Raw genomic sequence first — 18,850 nt, 5'->3', positions numbered from 1 at the left:
CACCATGACCACAAACACCACCACGCCCGTCACTTCAACTGGGGGCCCGGCAGTCAAACCCGACTACCGCAGCACCCTGAACCTGCCCGACACCCCGTTCCCGATGCGCGGCGACCTGCCCAAGCGCGAGCCGGTCTGGGTCAAGCAGTGGGAAGATCAGGGCATCTACCAAAAACTGCGCGCTGCCCGCTGTGGTCACCCGAAGTTTGTGCTGCACGACGGCCCGCCCTATGCCAACGGCCAGATCCACATGGGCCATGCGGTCAACAAGATTCTGAAAGACATGATCGTCAAGGCGCGCCAGCTCAAAGGCATGGACGCGGCCTACATTCCCGGCTGGGATTGCCACGGTCTGCCGATTGAAAACGCCATTGAAAAAAAATATGGCCGCAAGCTCGCGCGTGACGACATGCAGGCCAGGAGCCGCGCCTACGCCACCGAACAGATTGACCTGCAGCGCGAGGACTTCAAACGTCTGGGCGTTTTGGGCGACTGGGACCACCCCTACCGCACCATGGACTTCAAAAACGAAGCCGACGAAATTCGGGCTTTCAAACGCGTGGTGGAGCGCGGCTTTGTCTATCGGGGTTTGAAGCCGGTGTACTGGTGTTTTGATTGCGGCTCGTCCCTGGCTGAGTTCGAGATTGAATACGCCGACAAAAAATCACAAACGCTGGACGTGGGCTTCTTGTGCGCAGAACCCGCCAAACTGGCAGCCGCCTTTGGTGTGACCACGCTGGCCAAAGACGCGTTCGCCGTGATCTGGACCACCACCGCCTGGACTATTCCGGCCAATCAGGCGCTCAATGCCCACCCGGAGTTGAGCTACGCGCTGGTGGATACAGAGCGCGGCTTGTTGGTCCTGGCGCAAGACCTGGTTGGCAAATGTCTGGAGCGCTTCGGCCTGACTGGCACGGTTCTCGCCACCGCCAACGGCAAGGCGCTGGCTGGCATCAACTTCAAGCACCCGTTCGCCCATGTCGACGCTGGTTTTGACCGGCTGAGCCCGATCTATCTGGCCGACTATGTCAGCGCTGAAGACGGCACCGGCATGGTGCATTCGGCCCCCGCTTATGGGGTGGAGGATTTCAACAGTTGCGTGGCCCACGGCATGGCCTATGACGACATCCTGAACCCGGTGCAAGGCAATGGTGCCTACGCGCCCGAGCTGCCCCTGTTTGGCGGCCAGCACATCTGGAAAGCCTGCCCGGTCATCATCGATGCGTTGCGCAACGCCAGCCGCCTGTTCGCCAGCGAGAACATCGTGCACAGCTACCCGCATTGCTGGCGCCACAAAACCCCGGTGATCTACCGCGCCGCCGCCCAGTGGTTCATTCGCATGGACGATGGCGTTGGAGTTTTCACCAAAGACAAGGCGCCCAAATCGCTGCGTCAACTGGCCTTGGACGCGATTGAAGACACCGCGTTCTATCCCGAAAACGGCAAGACCCGCCTGCGCGACATGATTGCCGGCCGGCCCGACTGGTGCATCTCTAGACAGCGCAGCTGGGGCGTGCCGCTGCCCTTCTTCCTGCACAAAGACAGCGGCGAGTTGCACCCGCGCACGATGGAGATTCTCGACCTCGCAGCCAGCATGGTGGAACAAGGCGGCATCGAAGCCTGGAGCAAGGCCACGACCGAGTCCATCCTGGGCGCACAAGACGCGCTGCAGTACACGAAGAGCAGCGACATCCTGGAAGTCTGGTTTGACTCCGGCACCACCCACACCACGGTGCTCAAGGGTTCGCATCCCGGCAGCGGCCACCCCGATGGCCCGGAGGCTGATTTGTATCTGGAAGGCCACGACCAGCATCGCGGCTGGTTCCACTCGTCGCTGTTAACGGCCTGTGCCATGTACGGCCGCGCGCCCTACAAAGGCATCCTGACGCACGGCTTTACGGTGGACAGCAAGGGCCACAAGATGAGCAAGAGCGCCGGCAACGGCGTCGATCCGCAGGAAACCAGCAAGAAACTCGGCGCCGAAATCATCCGCCTGTGGGTGGCGGCCAGCGACTACTCGGGCGACATTGCCGGTGACGACAAAATTCTGGCGCGTGTGGTGGACACCTACCGGCGCATCCGCAACACCTTGAAATTTTTGCTCGCCAATGTGAGCGACTTTGACCCGGCCACGGACGCCGTGCCGCAGGAGCAGATGCTGGAGATTGACCGCTACGCTCTCTCCCGCGCCGCCCAGTTGCAAGCCGACATCCTGGCCCATTACGAGGTCTATGAATTCCACCCGGTCGTGGCCAAGCTGCAGATTTATTGCTCGGAAGATTTGGGTTCGTTCTACCTCGACGTGCTGAAAGACCGGCTCTACACCACCGCGCCCAAATCATTGGCGCGGCGTAGCGCCCAAACCGCGCTGTGGCAAATCACGCAAGCCATGCTGCGCTGGATGGCGCCATTTTTGAGCTTTACCGCTGAAGAGGCCTGGGGCGTATTGGGGGCGGCGGGCAAAACGCCGGTCAACAACAAAGAGTCCATCTTCATGGACACCTACGTCGAGCTCGATGCACCCGACACGGCCTTGCTGGCCAAATGGACCCGCATTCGCGAGATTCGCGATGCGGTGAACAAGGAGATCGAAGCCCTGCGTGCTGACGGCAAGGTCGGCTCCTCGCTGCAAGCCAACGTGGCACTCACCGTGGGCGGTGACGACTACGCGCTGCTGGCCAGTCTGGCTGGCGACCTGAAATTCGTCTTCATCACATCTGCTATTGAATTAATAGCTGGCGATACCCTATCCATAAGGGCTAGTGCCTCAAATGGCATAAAGTGCGAGCGCTGCTGGCATTACGTTGACGACATGGGCCATGACAGTGCCCACCCAACGATCTGTGGCCGCTGCAGCAGCAACCTGTATGGCGCCGGCGAAGACCGGGTGTTTGCCTGATGGCGCGCCGCACCTTCTCGGCCACGTCGACCGGCTCGGCCAGCATGCTGCAGTGGCTGGGCCTGGCCACCATCATCCTGATGGCCGACCAGTTCACCAAGGTCATGATCCTCGGCTTCTACCAGTTGGGTGACAGCACCTACGTCACCAGCTTTTTCAATGTGGTGCGAGCGCACAACAGCGGCGCGGCGTTCTCGTTTCTGGCCGGTGCATCCGGTTGGCAGCGCTGGTTCTTCACCGTCATCGGCGTGCTGGCAGCGGGCTTGATTCTGTGGCTACTCAAGTCGCACGCCGGGCAAAGACTGTTTGCCTTTTCCATGGCCTGCATTTTGGGCGGCGCCATTGGCAACGTCATCGACCGCGTGCGGTTTGGCTACGTGGTCGATTTTCTGGACTTTCACTGGCACGGTTGGCATTTTCCGGCGTTTAACGTGGCCGACAGCGCCATTACCGTGGGTGCCGCCTGTCTGATCCTGGACGAACTGCTGCGCGTGCGGCGCGGGCGCTAGCGGGTCGGCCGGCCGAGGAAACACGTTGACTCATCTGCTGAACCTGCTGGCGGCCATTGCTCTTTTGGTATGGGGCACGCATCTGGTGCGCGCCGACGTCCTGCGCGTGCTGGGCGCCAACCTGCGCCGGGTGCTGGCCCGCAGCACCGGTAGCCGTTTCACAGCCGTCATGTCAGGCATTGGTGTCACCGCCTTGTTGCAGTCCAGCACGGCCACGGCACTGATTGCCTCGGCATTTGTCGGCCAGGCATTGATGACCCTGCCCGCGGCACTGGCCGTGATGCTGGGCGCCGACATTGGCACCAGCCTGATGGCTCTGCTGTTTTCGCGCGACCTGTCCTGGCTGTCGCCGCTGTTCATTTTTGTCGGCGTGGTGCTGTTTATTGCCCGCCAGTCCACCACCGTCGGCTACGTGGGGCGCATTTTGATTGGCTTGGGTCTGATGTTGCTGGCGCTGCACCTGGTCACGGTCTCAGCCAACGCGCTGACCCAGGCCCCGGCCATGCGGGCCCTGCTGGCGTCACTCAGCAGCGATTTGTGGCTGGAGATCACGGTCGGAGCCGTGTTGTCGGTGCTGTCTTACTCCAGCCTGGCCATTGTGCTGCTGACGGCCACGCTGGCCAGCAGCGGCGTGGTGCCGGTGGACGTGGCGCTCGGCCTGGTGCTGGGGGCCAACCTGGGCAGTGGCTTGCTGGCGGTTTTGACCACCCTCAGCGCCAATGTGCAGACACGCCAGGTGCCGATGGGTAACCTGGTGTTCAAGGTGTTGGGCGTGGCCCTGGTGGCGCCACTGGTCGGCCTGTGGTTGCGCCATTTGAGCCCCGTGCTGGGCGACAAGGCAACCAGCGTTGTCTTGTTTCATCTCGGCTTTAACCTGTTGGTCGGCCTGCTGTTCATTGGCCTGACCCAGGTGGTGGCGCGCTGGGCGCAATACTGGCTCCCGCCGGCCCCCAACAGCACTGGGCGCCAGCGTCATCTGGACGCGTCGGCGTTGCCGACACCTTCCGTGGCCCTGTCGTGTGCAGTGCGCGAGGCCATGTACCAGTCTGACGTGGTGGAGACCATGCTGCGGGGCATCCTGCCGGTGATCAAAAACAACGATCTCCTGCTGGCCCAGTCGCTGCAAAAAATGGACGATACGGTGGACGAGTTGTACTCGGACATCAAGTACTACCTGACCAAAATATCACGTGAGGCCCTGAGCGAGAACGAAGGGCACCGCTGGACCGACATCATCACCTTCACCATCAACATGGAGCAGATTGGCGACATCGTTGAGCGGGTACTTGAAGACGTTGAAAACAAGAAAATCAGAACCGGCCGGCAGTTTTCGCCTGCGGGTATGGCAGAAATTACCGAATTGCACAGCCGCCTGGTCAGCAATCTGCACCTGAGCGTGAGTGTGTTTCTCAACGGCAATCTGCGCGACGCACAAAAACTGCTGGAAGAAAAAACCCGCTTTCGTGATCTGGAACGCGAATACGCCACCACCCACCTTGATCGTCTGAGCGTCAACACCTTGCCCAGTATCGAAACCAGTTCCTTGCACCTGGATCTGATCAGCGACCTCAAGCGCATCAACTCACACATCTGCTCGATTGCCTACCCGATTCTGGAGGCGGCCGGCGCCCTGGTTCCCAACCGTCTGCGCGCGCCAATCACCGCCGAGTAGCGACCAAAAAATAAATTTTGATAGCGGCTCAGGTCCATCCATCGGGGGCTGGAGCCGTGTTTGATCCAAAAATAATCAAAGCGTCAAGATCGTGCAACCGGTGGTCTTGCGTGCCTCCAGATCGCGGTGCGCCTGCTGCACGTCTTCCAGCCTGTAACGCTGGTCGATGCGAATGCGGACCTGGCCGCTGGTGACCACTGCAAACAAATCGTCCGCCATGGCCTGCGTGCTTTCCCGGGTGGCGATGTGGGTAAACAAGGTTTGTCGCGTCACATACAACGAGCCTTTGGGTCCCAGAATGGCCGGCGAAAACGGCGCCACCGGTCCCGACGCATTGCCAAAACTGGCCATCAAACCGAACGGCGCCAGACAGTCGAGCGACTTGTCCCAGGTGTCTTTACCGACCGAGTCGTAGACCGCCTTGACGCCTCTGCCGGCGGTGATTTCTTTCACCCGCGTCAAAAAGTCTTCTGTGGCGTAGTTGATGACATACGCAGCCCCATGCGCCTTGGCCAGCGCGCACTTGGCATCCGACCCCGCCGTACCGATCAGTTGCAGGCCCATCGCTTTGGCCCACTGACAGGCAATCAGGCCGACGCCACCGGCGGCCGCGTGAAACAACACAAAGTCCCCGGCCTGCAGGCCACCCTGGGGCTGGGTGCGCTTGAGCAGATACTGCGCCGTCAGCCCCTTGAGCATCATGGCCGCACCGGTCTCAAATGAAATCGCATCGGGCAGCTTGCAAACACATTTGGCAGGCAGCACCCGCAAGTCGCAGTAGCTGCCGGGCGGCTGAGAAGCGTAGGCGGCGCGGTCGCCCACCTTCAGGTGCGTCACACCCGAGCCCACCGCCTCCACCACACCCGCGGCCTCCATGCCCAGCCGCAGCGGCATGGGCATGGCATACAGGCCGCTGCGCTGGTAGACGTCGATAAAGTTCAGGCCCACCGCGTGATGGCGGATGCGGATCTCGCCGGGGCCGGGCTCGCCCACCGTGACATTCACCAGTTTGAGTTGCTCAGGTCCGCCGTTTTGGTCAATTTGGATGGCGCGAGAAGGATAGGAGCTCATGGTGGTTTTCCTGAAGTTGCAACAAGGCGGCATGTTGCCATGAAATGACGCTGGCGGGCTGGCCGCGTATTTTCCACGGGTCCGGCGCGTCCGAGCGTTTGGAGATTTGCTGCCAGAATGGGGGCCTCGCTTTAGCCACCATGCCACAGTCACCGTTTCCCCGTTCCCGTTTAATCCTGCGCTTGCTGCGCCCCGCAGCCACGTTGCTGACTGGCGCCCTGATGGTTGGCGCCGGTTGGGCGCAAACGCCGCCGGCACCGCCCCTTCAAAAGCTGCGCATCGTCGGCGGACTGGCAAACCTGAACCAGTACACGCGCAACGAAGCCCCCTTCTGGACCCAGACCCTGGCCCGCTTGAGCGCCGGCAAGTACGATGCCGATATCGTGCCGTTTGACCGGGCCGGGGTGCCGGGCAGTGACATGCTGCGGCTGATTGAGCTTGGCGTCGTGCCCTTTGGCACGGCACTGATGAGTTCTTTTTCTGCACGATACCCTCAATACAGCGCGCCCGACCTGGCCGGACTCAACCCGAATATGGCCAGCCTGAAGCAGAGCGTGGCCGCCTTTCGCCCCTACCTGGAAAAAGAGCTGCGCACGCGCCACGGCATCGAAGTCCTGGCGCTCTATATTTACCCGGCTCAAGTGATTTTTTGCAGGCGTGCACTTGCCAGCCTGGTGGATCTGACCGGTCGGCGTATCCGCGTCTCGTCAGCCAGTCAATCCGACTTTGTCAGCGCATGGGGCGGTGTGCCGGTGCTCACCGGATTTGCCCAGATCATGGACAACATGGCATCCAACAACACCGAGTGCGCCATCACCGGAACCATGTCGGGACATAAGCTCGGGCTGGATGAGGTCACCACCCATCTGCACACCCTGCCGGTGACTTGGGGTTTGGCGATTTTTGGCGCCAACCTGGCGGCCTGGGACGCCCTTGCGCCCGACCTGAAGGCCTTGCTGCGCCGCGAGCTACCCGCGCTTGAAGCGACGATTTGGGCCGAGAGCGAGCGCGAGACCGGCGCGGGTCTGGCTTGCAACACCGGCGCGCAGGCCTGCGGTAACTCACGTCGGGGCAGCATGGTCGAAGTTCCGCTCTCGGCAGCCGACGAACGCCGACGCCAGGAGATTTTTCGCGCCACCGTGCTGCCACGCTGGATCGCACGCTGCAGCGTGCGCTGCGCTGACGTCTGGAACCAGACCATCGGTCCAGCGCGCGGCATCCCGGCACCACTCGCCCCATGACGCGCTTGAAGTTGCCACGAATCACAGTCTGGGTGCTGGGGCTGGCGGGTGCGTTCCTGCTGTCGCTCGCGCTGGCCGCCGCCAGCCTGGTGTGGTCGCTCAAGCAGGCCGCCGTGAACGAGGCCGAAGCTGAAGCCGCACGCTTTGTCAGTGGTGCCGTGGTGGCACTTAACCGAAGCCTGCTGGGCGTGGATGTGTTGCTTGCCAGCCAGGACGAGCAGCTGGGCCTGTCACTGCTGGTGCCGGACTGGATTGATTCCGCCGCGGCCAGCCGACAGATGCATGGCACCGTGCAGCAAAACCTGATGGTGCGCCATCTCGCGCTGCTCGATGCTCAGGCCCACGTGTTGGCCTCATCGGATGTCGATGGTGTCGCCCTGGACTCCTGGCTGCCAGCCGGCTTTGTGGCGCAGGCGTTGGCACAACCCATGTCGGAGTTGAGCATCAGCGCACCGGTCGTCAATTTCGCCAGCTCAGAGCGGGTTATTTACTTTGGGCGCCCCATCAAACTGGCCGACAATTCCAGAGTGCTGGCGGTGGCCGAGGTACAGGTGTCACTGCTCAATGCCATCCTGAGCCAGGGTGTCAGCATCAGTGGGCTGGAAATCACGCTCGAGCGCGGCGACGGGCAGTTACTGTCGAGCGAACCGGCTCAGGAGCAACTGTGGGGCACACAACTGTCGCCGCCGCTGGGCCAAGTCGGCACGCAAAAACAGGTGCTACGCGGGGCGGCACGGCTCAGCGGCCAGGCCGCCATCGTACTGGCACAACCAACTTTGTATCGCGATATCTTCATTGCCGCCAGCATCCCGATCGATGCCGTGCTGGCGAACTGGCGCGAGCAGCGCAATTTCATCCTGGGCGTATCGCTGTTGTTTGCCTTGATGATTCTGGCCTCCGGCGGCTTGGCCCTGTGGTACCTGGAACGCCTGGCACAGGCCCGCCAGGCCATTGCCTCGTCGAAGGCCGAGATTGAGCAACTGGCATTTTTTGATCCCTTGACCAACTTGCCAAACCGCAGATTGTTGATGGACCGGCTGCAGCATGCCCTGAGCGCCAACGCGCGCAGCGGCCGCTGTGGTGCCCTGCTGTTTCTGGATCTGGACCACTTCAAAACCCTCAACGACACCTTGGGGCACGAAGTGGGCGACCTGCTGCTGCAACAGGTTGCCCAGCGCTTGAAGACCTGCCTGCGCGAACAGGACACAGTCGCGCGCCTGGGTGGCGACGAGTTCGTCGTCATGCTCGAAGACCTGGCCGAGCACAGCCTGGAAGCCGCCGCCCTGGCTCGGCGCATCGGCGAAAAGATTCTGGCATCTCTCAACCAGCCCTACGTGCTGATGACGCAAACTTACCGCAGCACCTGCAGCGTGGGCGCTGCCCTGTTCGAGGCCACAACGCCCATTACGGCGGCAGATTTGCTCAAACAAGCCGATATCGCCATGTACCAGGTAAAAGCACGCGGACGCAACGACCTGTGCTTTTTTGACCCGCAGATGCAAGCCAGCATCACGGCCCATGCCCAGCTTGAAGATGATTTGCAGGCCGCACTGGTGCGCGGCGAGTTTGCGTTGTACTACCAACCCCAGTACCAGCTGCAGGAAGGTGTGGTCGGGGCCGAGGCCCTGATCCGCTGGCTGCATCCGCTACGCGGCCTGGTGCCACCGGTGGAGTTCATCGCGGTGGCGGAAGAGAGTGAATTGATCAACCAGATCGGCCTTTGGGTGCTGCGCACGGCCTGCCAGCAACTGGCGCGCTGGCAAGGTGATCCTCGGGCCTGCGATTTACATCTTGCGGTCAACGTCAGCGCGCGCCAGTTTCGCCAACCGGACTTTGTGGCGCAAGTCAGCACCGTCGTGCACGAGTCCGGCATCAAGCCGCACCTGCTCAAGCTGGAACTGACGGAGTCACTGGTGCTGGACAACGTGATGGACACCATTGCCAAGATGAACGAGTTGAAAGACCTGGGGGTGCGGTTCTCGATGGACGACTTTGGCACCGGGCAGTCCTCACTGTCTTACCTCACCCGGCTGCCGCTGAACCAGCTCAAAATCGATCAGTCCTTTGTGCGCAACATTGGCCTTCAGGCCACCGATGATGTCATTGTTCAAACCATCATCGGCATGGCGCGCAGCCTGGGTCTGAGCGTGATTGCCGAGGGCGTCGAGACGCCGGCGCAGCAAGAATTCCTGGCGCTGCATGGCTGCACCCTGTACCAGGGCTACCTGTTCGGCAAGCCCACTGCCCTGCCCGACTTTGAAGCCCTGTTGGGCGCAGCACCGGCCCTGCCTTGACGCACCCCAGGCTCACCCCCACCGCAGCCCTGCTGCTGACGCTGCCGCCAATTTTGTGGGCGGGCAACGCCGTGATCGGACGCCTGATTGCCCCCCAGGTCTCGCCCATGACGCTCAACCTGCTGCGCTGGGTGATTGCTTTTGTGCTGCTGCTGCCGTTGGCGGCACCCGTGCTGCGCCGCGGTAGTGCACTGTGGGCTGGCTGGCAGCGCTTTGCGGGCCTGTCCTTGCTGAGTATTGGCGGCTACAACGCCTTGCTCTACCTGGCGCTGAACACCTCTACCCCGATCAACGTGACACTGGTGGGCTCCATCACCCCGGTGTGGATGCTGCTGATTGGCTGGGTGTTTTTTGGCATGCGCATTTCGGGGCGCCAGTGGCTGGGTGCCGCGCTGTCGATCAGCGGCGTGCTGGTGGTCCTGAGCCGTGGCCAGCTTGAGTTGTTGCTGCAGGTGCACCTGGTAGCGGGCGACCTGTACATTTTGCTGGCTTCGGCCGCCTGGGCCTACTACAGCTGGATGCTGGCCCACCCCACCACCGAGCCACCTGACATTCGGCGCGACTGGTCGGCTTTTTTGCTGGCGCAAATTGCACTCGGGCTGGTCTGGTCGGGCTTGTTTGCGGGTGCGGAGTGGTCTTGGGGACTGGGGCGGCTGCAAGGGGGCTGGCCCCTGGCTGGTGCTCTCCTGTTTATTGCCGCCGGGCCAGCCGTGCTGGCCTACCGCTGTTACGACGCCGGGGTAGCAAGGGTCGGTCCATCCGTGGCTGGTTTTTTTGTCAACCTGACACCGCTTTTTGCCGCCATCCTGTCCAGTGCATTTTTGGGCGAAACACCACACCTGTACCACGCACTGGCATTCATTCTGATCGTGGGCGGCATTGCGGTGTCATCTATGCGGCGCTGAACGAAACTTGACCTGAATTCTGATCTTTTCTCTGCCTGCAAGCCGGTATGTTCCTGCGCATGGACCGGCGGCCATAATGAGCAACTGCAAAAACCCTTGTTCACGCCGGAGACGCACCATGAATCAAAACATCAAGTGCCGCAACACGCTGCTGGCAAGCACCGTCACCAGTGTGGCCGCCATCATGGCAGGCTGCACACCCAGCACGGTGCCGATATCGCCGACGCCAGCGCCTGCCAAAGAGCCACCGGTTGCCAGTCGACCTGCCCCCCCTGCATTGCCCCTTGTCTCTGGTGCGAACGACCCCCGTGCCTATCGAACCGATGCCGCCAGGCACATCTATGGCAAGAATGCGGAGCGCATATTTCACGGCCAATTGCCCGCGTTGCTGTACGCCATTGGCGTGCTGGAGGTTGACGTCGATGGCCAGGGTCGGATCACCCGCCTGCACTGGCTGCGTCCGCCCAAGCATGCGCCCGAAGTGATCGCCGAGATCGAGAAAACCGTGCGTCAGGCCGCGCCCTTTCCGACGCCCGTGCGCATGGGCCGCGTGACTTACACCGATACCTGGCTCTGGGACAAAAGCGGCCGCTTCCAGCTTGACACCCTGACTGAGGGACAGCTCTGAATAGTCCAGACTTTGCGGGACATGCCGCAGCGACGCCAAGCGAGCCAGCTCTTTCCTCAACTAATCAGCAAGATTTCCTGCGCTCGATCAAAGGAGTCGCGAGCGCTTTCGGAGACGCGCCAATTTGGGATTAGGATGGCACAGGAGTGTTAAATCCAGACTGTTTGCAAATCAAATCAGGAGAATGAGATGACCAAAGAACTTTCCCCCGCCGAATATGCCCTGCGTGAAGCAGCCCGCGACTACCATCGCAACCCCACGCGCGGGAAGATCTCGGTCACCCCGACCAAGCCGCTGTCGAACCAACGCGATTTGTCGTTGGCTTATTCACCCGGCGTGGCCTACCCGTGTCTGGACATTGAGGCCGACCCTTCGCTGGTGACTGAATACACTTCGCGCGGCAATTTGGTCGGTGTCATCACCAACGGCACAGCGGTATTGGGCCTGGGCGATATCGGACCGCTGGCTTCCAAGCCGGTGATGGAGGGCAAGGGCTGTCTGTTCAAGAAATTTGCCGGCATTGATGTTTTTGACATTGAACTGGCCGAGCGCGACCCCGACAAATTGATTGAGATCATTGCGGCGATGGAGCCCACCCTGGGCGGCATCAACCTGGAGGATATCAAGGCGCCCGAATGCTTCTACATTGAAAAGAAATTGCGCGAGCGCATGAACATACCGCTGTTTCATGACGACCAGCACGGCACGGCCATCATCTCCAGCGCGGCCTTGCTTAACGGACTGGAACTGGTTGGAAAACGCATTGAGGAAGTCAAAATTGCAGTCTCGGGTGCTGGCGCCGCCGCGTTGGCCTGCCTGGGTGTGATGGTGGGTCTGGGGGTGCGGCGCGAAAACGTTTTTGTGTGTGACTCCAAAGGCGTGATCTATGAAGGCCGCCCCGGTGGTTTCGATGAATCCAAGACCCCTTTTGCACAGAAAACCGAATTGCGCACGCTGGCCGATGTTGTCAATGGGGCCGATGTCTTCCTTGGCTGCTCAGCCGCCGGTGTGCTGACGCAGGACATGGTCAAAACCATGGCCCGCAGCCCGATCATTTTGGCGCTGGCCAACCCGGAACCCGAGATTCGCCCTGAATTGGCCAAAGCAGTGCGCCCCGATTGCATCATCGCCACCGGCCGCTCGGATTACCCGAACCAGGTCAACAACGTCCTGTGTTTTCCCTACATTTTCAGAGGCGCGCTGGACTGCGGCGCCACCAAGATCACCGAGGCCATGAAACTGGCCTGCGTGCGCCAGATTGCCGACTTGGCCAAGGCCGACATCAGCGAGGAAGTGGCCAATGCCTATGCTGGCAAGGAGCTGGTGTTTGGCTCCGAATACCTGATTCCAACTCCCTTTGACTCGCGCCTGATCCTGCGCATTGCGCCCGCCGTGGCCAAAGCCGCCGAAGAGTCCGGTGTGGCCGCCCGCCCCATCAAGGACATGGACGCCTACCGTCAGCAGTTGTCACGTTTTGTTTACCAGACCGGCATGATCATGCGCCCGGTATTCACCGCCGCCAAAGCCGTGCCCCTTGAAGCCAAACGGGTGGCCTACGCCGAAGGCGAAGACGAGCGGGTGCTGCGCGCCGTGCAGGTGGTGGTGGACGAAGGGCTGGCCCGGCCGATCCTGATTGGGCGGCCGGCCGTCATTGAGGCGCGCTTGCTCAAAGCCGGCCTGCGCCTGCGTCTGGGCACCGATTTGGAGTGCGTCAACCCCGAAGACGACCCGCGCTTTCGCCAATACTGGGAAACCTACCACCGCCTGATGGGCCGCCGTGGTGTCTCCATCGAAGCCGCCAAGGCCGCCGTGCGCCGCTCAAGTACCACCATTGCCGCCTTGATGCTCAAACTCGGCGATGCCGATGCCATGTTGTGTGGACTGCTGGGTCGTTTTGACGTGCATCTGGAGCATGTCCGTGATGTGATCGGGGTTAAAGAGGGTGCTTGCGGATTTGCAACCTTGAACGCCTTGATGCTGGAGAAGCGCACGCTGTTTATCGCAGACGCTTTCGTCAATGAAGACCCGGACGCCGAGCAACTGGCCAGCATCGCCGTGATGGCGGCCGATGAAGTCCGTCGTTTTGGTTTGCCGCCCAAGGTTGCCTTTCTGTCGCACTCGATGTACGGCTCCTCCAACCGCAAATCGGCCGTCAAAATGCGTCTGGCCCATGAGCTGTTCTGCAAAATGGCGCCCGATGTGGAGTCCGACGGCGAACTGCATGGCGATGCCGCGCTGTCAGAGGACATGCGCAACGCCGCCCTGATGGACAGCAAGTTCCATGGCGAGGCCAATGTGTTGATCTGCCCCAACCTGGACGCCGCCAACATCTTGTTCAATGTGCTTAAAGTCACGGGCGGAAACGGCGTCACCGTCGGCCCCATCTTGCTGGGTGCAGCCGCCTCGGCCCATGTGCTCACGCCATCTTCGACGGTACGGCGCGTGGTCAACATGACGGCCCTGGCCGTGGCCAATGCGGATCATGGCAAGGGCCTATCTCGGTAAAGCGACAGCCACAAACCTTTGACCGGCTCGCCTGACAGCGGCTGGTCAAAGCCGGGACGAAGGTGGTGCATGAACGGCAAGTGAGCCAGCGGTGCTGCTCGCGTCCCTGCGCCGCAGATGCATTGCTTTGAGCTTTACACACTGTCGCATTTGGACATCAAATTGAAACACCTCGGCGCCCACTCTGGTTTATCCTGACAGATCTTCCAGACAGCAACATGCTGCCCAAACGTTTTCAAAATGTGCCCGCCCCGTTCACGACAGGCCGCGGGTCTATTCCATAGGAGCGAAATGCCATGAATCACAATCCTACGATCGAGGAAGCGTCTTCGGAAAGAGTGACGTGCCAGGTGTCGGAAATCACGATTGCACAACTGGTCGGTCAAGTCTATGAGTTCGCGCCCCCGGCTGAGCGCAGCCGCCTGCTTGAGCATCTGCTGCGCCCTCTGGGCGTGCTCTCGCTCGTCGCCGTCGCCAATGGCATCTTCGCGAAAATTAGCTTTCGCAGCGGTTTTCCGGACCTGCACGTTCAAATTGAGGATGCACAGAACGTGCAAGCCAGCGACGTCATCACGCTGGTCAACCATGTCCAGCAGATCAGCGTCCACGCCGTCGACGGTTTGGCCGACATGCTCGCGGCGTCGCCGGTGATGGCCGGCTCGGCCGCCGCCGCGCTGCTGATAGCCGTGCTGTTGCAGCGCGCCCGTAGCCGTCGCGCCGGTGACCGGGCGCTACCCCCGTCAATGGTGTGAGGTGACTCGGGCGGCGCCTGGCGACGGGATCAATCCGTCGTTACGAAATCGATAAAACCGCGATCCACGTCGGTGGCCACCAGCTTGACGCGGACCTTGTCGCCGACCTTGAGGCTGGTTTTGCCACGCACCAGTTTGCCCTCGGCGGGCGGAGTGAAAATCCGGACCCAGATACCGTCCGTGGTACTTCCGGTCACGATGGCGTCAAAGCGCTGGCCGACGTGGGACTCCAGCAATAGTGCCGCCTCTGACTTGCGCATGCGCCGCTCCACCTTCTGGGCCGAGTCTTCCTGCCGGGTGCAGTGCAGGGCCAGCTCGGCCAGTTCAGCATTGGAATACGGCTGCGGTTTGCCGGCCAGCGCCGCCTTGAGCAGGCGCGACGTGATCAGGTCGGGGAAACGCCGGTTCGGTGCCGTGGAGTGGGTGTAGTCGCGCACAGCCAGGCCAAAGTGCCCGATCGGCGGTCCACCGGGCGTTTCCACCACATACTCGCCCGAACCCATGAGCCGCACGATGACAAGCGACAGATCAGGAAAGCGCAGCGGGTCGGCCTGGTGGCGCTTGGCCAGAAAAGCTTCCAACGCTTTGGAATCGGGCTCGGCCGGCAGGGTTTCGCCGTACTCCTGGGCCACGGCCACGATGCGCAGCCAGCGCTCGGGCGAGCGCACCACGCGCCGCAGCGAGGCGCCGCCCCGCCCTGCCAGGTAGCGTGCGGTGCAGCCGTTGGTGGCAATCATCACTTCCTCAATCAACTGACGCGCGCGGTTTTGCACCTGCTGGCGAATATCAACCACCTGCTCACCGTCAAACACGGCGCGCGGCTGGAAAGTCTCCAGCTCCAGCGAGCCTTCTAGACGCCGGCGCACGCGCAGTTGCTGGGCCAGCGCGTCCTGTGTGCGAAGTTGCGCCTCCATGCCCGGCACCGCGGCCGCGGCGGCTGGCAGTGCGCCGTCACTTTCAATCCAGGCGCTGACAGCGTCGTAGTCCAGCTTGGCCTTGTTGCGCACCCGGGCCCGGTACACCGTGGCGCCCGCCAGCGAGGCGTCGGCGTTGAAGACCATCTCGGTCACCAACGCCAGCCGTTCCTGTGCAAAGTTGAGCGAGGTCAGATCGGTGGACAGGCGCTCGGGCAGCATCGGGAAAATGCGGGCCGACGTGTACACCGAAGTCGTGTTGGTGAGCGCATGCCCATCAATGGCGCTGCCCTTTTTGACCAGCGCGTCCACATCGGCGATGGCCACCCACAGCCTCACCACGCCTTGGTCCAGCACCTCGCAGACGGTGAGCTGATCCAGATCGAGCGAATCGTCGTTGTCGATGGAGCACCACAGCAAATCAGTGAGATCGTGAATATCAGGACCGACCTCGCTGCCGGGTCCTTTGATGGCAGCCAGTTCGGTCTCGACACGCGCCGGGAACTCGGGTTCAAGCCCACGCTCGGACATGGCGCGGGTGGCGATGCGGACGAGGTCGGAGCGGTGGTGGGGATGGGAATGGTTGGAGTTCATGACGACAATATACAGGCAGTGTTGGCATGCAGCGTCGGCGCGCTACTCCCTGCCGAGCTTGGCGCGGTGCTGCTGGCACAATGCAGCGGCACTGGTTTCGCTGGTGGCACGGTGTTTGGAATTACAGGGGTATTTGACATGGCTGGCCCGACAACTGAATTTTGGCAAGAGCGTTTTGAAAAAAAGGAAACCGGTTGGGACCGCGGCAGCCCAAGCCCTCAGCTTCTCGCGTGGCTGGCCAGCGGCGCACTGCGGCCTTGCCGAATAGCGGTTCCGGGCTGCGGCAGCGGCTGGGAAGTGGCTGAGCTGGCCCAGCGTGGTTTTGACGTCGTAGGCCTCGACTACACCGCTGCCGCGACGACAAGAACGCGCGCGCTTTGTGACGCCCGAGGCCTGAAGGCCGAAGTGCTTCAAGCGGATGTGCTGAGTTACCAGCCGGAGAAAAAGTTTGCCGCGATCTACGAGCAGACCTGCCTGTGTGCGATTCATCCCGACCATTGGATCGACTACGCCCGCCAATTGCATCAGTGGCTTGAACCGCAGGGCAGTCTTTGGGTGCTGTTTATGCAGATGATTCGCCCGGCCGCCACTGAAGAGGGTCTGATTCAGGGCCCCCCCTACCACTGCGACATCAATGCCATGCGCGCTTTGTTCCCACAAAAGGATTGGGTTTGGCCCAAGCCACCCTACGCCAGGGTTTCCCATCCCAATCTCTCGCACGAGTTGGCGCTGCAATTGGTCCGCCGATGAACCCCCGCTGCACCTCCTGACATCTTGATCGTCACTGTCACCGGCCAAACAATGGCACTGGTTCAGCGTAGTGCCATTATTTTTGATCAACAGGACCCGAGGTGACAGAATTGAGTGTTCAACCATGGCGGCTCAATGGCAGCTGGAGCGTGACTGATGGCGCTGCCTGAAGATGACTTGTCGGCCTCGCAAGCGCTGGTGATTGACAGCAACCCGACCTCACGCTCCATTTTGGTGTCACAGTTGCGAGACCTGGGCCTGGGCAACATCGCGCAATGCGCCCGACTGGCCGATGCTCGCCGCCAACTTGAGTACCGCTCGTTTGATGTTGTGTTGTGTGAGCAGCATTTTGCCAACGAAGCCTCGTCTGGCCAAGACCTGCTCGATGACTTGCGACGCAACCAATTACTGCCGTTTTCAACTGTTTTCATCATGGTCACCGCCGAGGCCACCTACGCCAAGGTAGCCGAGGCCGCCGAGTCGGCGCTGGATGGCTATTTGCTCAAGCCACATAAGGCCGCCCAGTTGGGGGATCGTCTGCGCCAGGCGCGCATTCGCAAAATTTCCTTGCAGGAGATATTCTCCGCCGTCGAAGCAGAAGATTTTGAACACGCTGCCCAGCTCTGTCAGCAGCGCTTTGAAACGAGAGGCCTGTTTTGGCTCTATGCCGCCCGCGTCGGCGCCGAGTTGTTGCTGCGCACCGGCCAATACGCCCAGGCCCAGACCATGTACGAAGCGGTGGTGCAAGCCAAAACCCTGCCCTGGGCCAAACTCGGCGTGGCCCGCTCTCTGCTGGACGCAGGCCAAACCGCCCGCGCCGCCAGCACGCTGGAGAACCTGATCAGCGAAGACCCCAGCTACAGCGATGCCTATGACGTGCTGGGCCGCGCCCAGTTTGAACTCGGCAAGTTTGATCAGGCGCTGGCCACCTACAAAATGGCCGCCAACCTGACACCCGCGTCCATCAGTCGTCTGCAAAATCTGGGCATGATGACTTACTACGCAGGGGACCGGCAAGAGGCCGAAAAGATACTCGACCGCACCGCCCGGCTGGGGCTGGACTCGAAAATGTTCGACTGCCAGACACTGGTACTGCTGGCCTTCACCCGCCTCGAGAATGGCGACGGCAAAGGTCTGCAGCGCTGTCGCGACGACTTTGCCCGCCTGATCGAAAAAGACCCAAAAAACGAACGCCACCAACGCTTGTCTGGCATTGTCGAGGTGCTGTCGTCGATTCAGCAAGGTCAGTTTGCGCAGGCGGTCGATGCCGTGCGCACCATGGCCCTCACCATCAGTTCGCCCAACTTCGATTTTGAAGCCGCCTCGAATCAGTTGGCCTTGCTGGCGCAATTGGCAAACAAAGCCATCCAGCTCGACGAAGTGGCGTCTTTTGTCGACACACTGGCGCTGCGTTTTTGCACCAACAACACCCTCAGCGAACTGCTCGCCGGTGCCGCGGCCATCCACCCGCCTTATGCTGAGCGCATTCGCTCAGCCCACAGCCAGATTCTGAAAATCACCGAATACGCCGTGTCCCTCAGCATGAGCGGGGACCCGCAGGCGTCGGTCAAGCACCTCCTGTTTCACGGCAATGCCACTCTCAATGCCAAGTTGATCGAAACCGCTTATCTGGTGCTGCATCGCTATGTCGACAAAATTGCCGACGCGCCCAGACTGAGCGAAGCCGTGAATGACTTACGCACACGCTTTGCCACCCAGAGCAATCGGTCGGCGTTCGGGGAACAAAGGCGCCAACCCGGTGGTTTGACCTTGCGCGGCGGCGCTGCGCCCGCCAAAGCAGCCAGCGCCGTTTCGCCCGGCGGAGTCAAAGCGGATCAATAGTGCGGCGGCAGATCGTCGTGCGCAGGGCGCGGCCCGCCCACGCCGTCGTCGCGGGGCTGCTGACGCAGTTGCGCCAGTTCGCGCATCAGCAGCTCAATTTGTTCCTGTTGACGCACGATGACCTGGTCGAGCTGGTCCAGCAAGTCTTCGGTGAAGGTGGCCTTGATCTCAAGTTCCGTCAGGCGTTGTTCGGTGTCGTTGGGGTGGTCCATGCCCGTATTGGACCTGAAATTGAAGTGCGTACCAAGTACGTGCCACCAGCCGGACCAGGCCG

Annotated in this window: 14 protein-coding genes; 11 read left to right on the top strand and 3 right to left on the bottom strand. The window is 61.5% G+C overall.

The genetic code is table 11. The features are described from left to right. The first annotated feature begins 4 nt into the window (after nt 1-4). Genes ileS through RFER_RS07190 form a run of 3 tightly spaced genes read left to right on the top strand, consistent with a single transcriptional unit; the run spans nt 5 to nt 5,080 of the window. Nucleotides 5-2,899 carry an isoleucine--tRNA ligase gene (ileS, locus tag RFER_RS07200; protein ID WP_049765622.1) on the top strand — a complete coding sequence of 965 codons (2,895 nt, stop codon included), beginning with the start codon at nt 5-7 and terminating at the stop codon, nt 2,897-2,899. Continuing rightward, nucleotides 2,899-3,408 carry a signal peptidase II gene (lspA, locus tag RFER_RS07195; protein ID WP_011463732.1) on the top strand — a complete coding sequence of 170 codons (510 nt, stop codon included), beginning with the start codon at nt 2,899-2,901 and terminating at the stop codon, nt 3,406-3,408. Before ileS ends, lspA begins: the two co-directional genes overlap by 1 nt. Before the next feature lie 25 nt (nt 3,409-3,433). Continuing rightward, nucleotides 3,434-5,080 (top strand): Na/Pi cotransporter family protein, encoded by a 1,647-nt coding sequence (locus RFER_RS07190; RefSeq protein WP_011463731.1) that lies wholly within the window; start codon nt 3,434-3,436, stop codon nt 5,078-5,080. Between the two features lie 75 nt (nt 5,081-5,155). Here the strand turns inward: RFER_RS07190 and RFER_RS07185 are convergent, their stop codons facing one another. Beyond that, complete coding sequence (locus RFER_RS07185; protein WP_011463730.1) at nt 5,156-6,151, bottom strand: quinone oxidoreductase family protein; 996 nt, start codon at nt 6,149-6,151, stop codon at nt 5,156-5,158. A gap of 221 nt (nt 6,152-6,372) precedes the next feature. On the opposite strand from RFER_RS07185, the gene RFER_RS07180 reads away from it, so the two are divergent. The 6 genes from RFER_RS07180 (at nt 6,373) to RFER_RS07155 (ending at nt 14,476) form a co-directional block, all read left to right on the top strand. Then, nucleotides 6,373-7,392: a TRAP transporter substrate-binding protein gene (locus RFER_RS07180; RefSeq protein WP_011463729.1), complete on the top strand. Its 1,020-nt coding sequence runs from the start codon at nt 6,373-6,375 to the stop codon at nt 7,390-7,392. Then, nucleotides 7,389-9,686, top strand: a complete 2,298-nt coding sequence (locus tag RFER_RS07175) for a putative bifunctional diguanylate cyclase/phosphodiesterase (protein WP_011463728.1) — start codon at nt 7,389-7,391, stop codon at nt 9,684-9,686. Before RFER_RS07180 ends, RFER_RS07175 begins: the two co-directional genes overlap by 4 nt. After that, nucleotides 9,683-10,591 carry a DMT family transporter gene (locus RFER_RS07170; RefSeq protein WP_011463727.1) on the top strand — a complete coding sequence of 303 codons (909 nt, stop codon included), beginning with the start codon at nt 9,683-9,685 and terminating at the stop codon, nt 10,589-10,591. The genes RFER_RS07175 and RFER_RS07170 overlap by 4 nt, the downstream gene beginning before the upstream one ends. 118 nt (nt 10,592-10,709) lie before the next feature. Further along, nucleotides 10,710-11,219 carry a hypothetical protein gene (locus tag RFER_RS07165; protein WP_011463726.1) on the top strand — a complete coding sequence of 170 codons (510 nt, stop codon included), beginning with the start codon at nt 10,710-10,712 and terminating at the stop codon, nt 11,217-11,219. Between the two features lie 189 nt (nt 11,220-11,408). Beyond that, entirely contained in the window at nt 11,409-13,724 is a 2,316-nt protein-coding gene (locus tag RFER_RS07160) for an NADP-dependent malic enzyme (RefSeq protein WP_011463725.1), read from the top strand. Nucleotides 13,725-14,020: 296 nt separating this feature from the next. Next, nucleotides 14,021-14,476, top strand: coding sequence for a hypothetical protein (locus RFER_RS07155; protein ID WP_011463724.1), 456 nt, complete (start codon nt 14,021-14,023; stop codon nt 14,474-14,476). 29 nt (nt 14,477-14,505) lie between these two features. Here RFER_RS07155 and RFER_RS07150 read toward each other — a convergent pair whose 3' ends face one another. Continuing rightward, entirely contained in the window at nt 14,506-15,984 is a 1,479-nt protein-coding gene (locus RFER_RS07150; protein WP_011463723.1) for an RNB domain-containing ribonuclease, read from the bottom strand. On the opposite strand from RFER_RS07150, the gene RFER_RS07145 reads away from it, so the two are divergent. Together RFER_RS07145 and RFER_RS07140 are read left to right on the top strand one after the other, a co-directional pair. Further along, nucleotides 15,970-16,734 carry a methyltransferase domain-containing protein gene (locus RFER_RS07145; RefSeq protein WP_244095824.1) on the top strand — a complete coding sequence of 255 codons (765 nt, stop codon included), beginning with the start codon at nt 15,970-15,972 and terminating at the stop codon, nt 16,732-16,734. The two genes, RFER_RS07150 and RFER_RS07145, sit on opposite strands and share 15 nt — an antisense overlap. A gap of 156 nt (nt 16,735-16,890) precedes the next feature. Continuing rightward, nucleotides 16,891-18,576 (top strand): response regulator, encoded by a 1,686-nt coding sequence (locus RFER_RS07140; protein WP_011463721.1) that lies wholly within the window; start codon nt 16,891-16,893, stop codon nt 18,574-18,576. Here RFER_RS07140 and RFER_RS07135 read toward each other — a convergent pair. After that, the gene (locus RFER_RS07135; RefSeq protein WP_011463720.1) at nt 18,570-18,788 is read right to left on the bottom strand and encodes a SlyX family protein; all 219 of its coding nucleotides are present in this window, start codon (nt 18,786-18,788) and stop codon (nt 18,570-18,572) included. The genes RFER_RS07140 and RFER_RS07135 overlap by 7 nt on opposite strands. Nucleotides 18,789-18,850: the final 62 nt, after the last annotated feature.

Source organism: Rhodoferax ferrireducens T118 (genome assembly GCF_000013605.1).
Taxonomy (GTDB): Bacteria; Pseudomonadota; Gammaproteobacteria; order Burkholderiales; family Burkholderiaceae_C; genus Rhodoferax; species Rhodoferax ferrireducens.
This window is presented reverse-complemented; position numbering and strand designations above follow the sequence as displayed.

Excerpts from the sequence above, each read along its gene's own strand:
- ileS (WP_049765622.1), top strand. The coding sequence starts at position 5 with ATGACCACAAACACCACCACGCCCGTCACTTCAACTGGGGGCCCGGCA.
- lspA (WP_011463732.1), top strand. The coding sequence starts at position 2,899 with ATGGCGCGCCGCACCTTCTCGGCCACGTCGACCGGCTCGGCCAGCATG.
- RFER_RS07185 (WP_011463730.1), bottom strand. The coding sequence starts at position 6,151 with ATGAGCTCCTATCCTTCTCGCGCCATCCAAATTGACCAAAACGGCGGA.
- RFER_RS07180 (WP_011463729.1), top strand. The coding sequence starts at position 6,373 with ATGGTTGGCGCCGGTTGGGCGCAAACGCCGCCGGCACCGCCCCTTCAA.
- RFER_RS07175 (WP_011463728.1), top strand. The coding sequence starts at position 7,389 with ATGACGCGCTTGAAGTTGCCACGAATCACAGTCTGGGTGCTGGGGCTG.
- RFER_RS07165 (WP_011463726.1), top strand. The coding sequence starts at position 10,710 with ATGAATCAAAACATCAAGTGCCGCAACACGCTGCTGGCAAGCACCGTC.
- RFER_RS07160 (WP_011463725.1), top strand. The coding sequence starts at position 11,409 with ATGACCAAAGAACTTTCCCCCGCCGAATATGCCCTGCGTGAAGCAGCC.
- RFER_RS07155 (WP_011463724.1), top strand. The coding sequence starts at position 14,021 with ATGAATCACAATCCTACGATCGAGGAAGCGTCTTCGGAAAGAGTGACG.
- RFER_RS07145 (WP_244095824.1), top strand. The coding sequence starts at position 15,970 with ATGGTTGGAGTTCATGACGACAATATACAGGCAGTGTTGGCATGCAGC.
- RFER_RS07150 (WP_011463723.1), bottom strand. The coding sequence starts at position 15,984 with ATGAACTCCAACCATTCCCATCCCCACCACCGCTCCGACCTCGTCCGC.
- RFER_RS07140 (WP_011463721.1), top strand. The coding sequence starts at position 16,891 with ATGGCGCTGCCTGAAGATGACTTGTCGGCCTCGCAAGCGCTGGTGATT.
- RFER_RS07135 (WP_011463720.1), bottom strand. The coding sequence starts at position 18,788 with ATGGACCACCCCAACGACACCGAACAACGCCTGACGGAACTTGAGATC.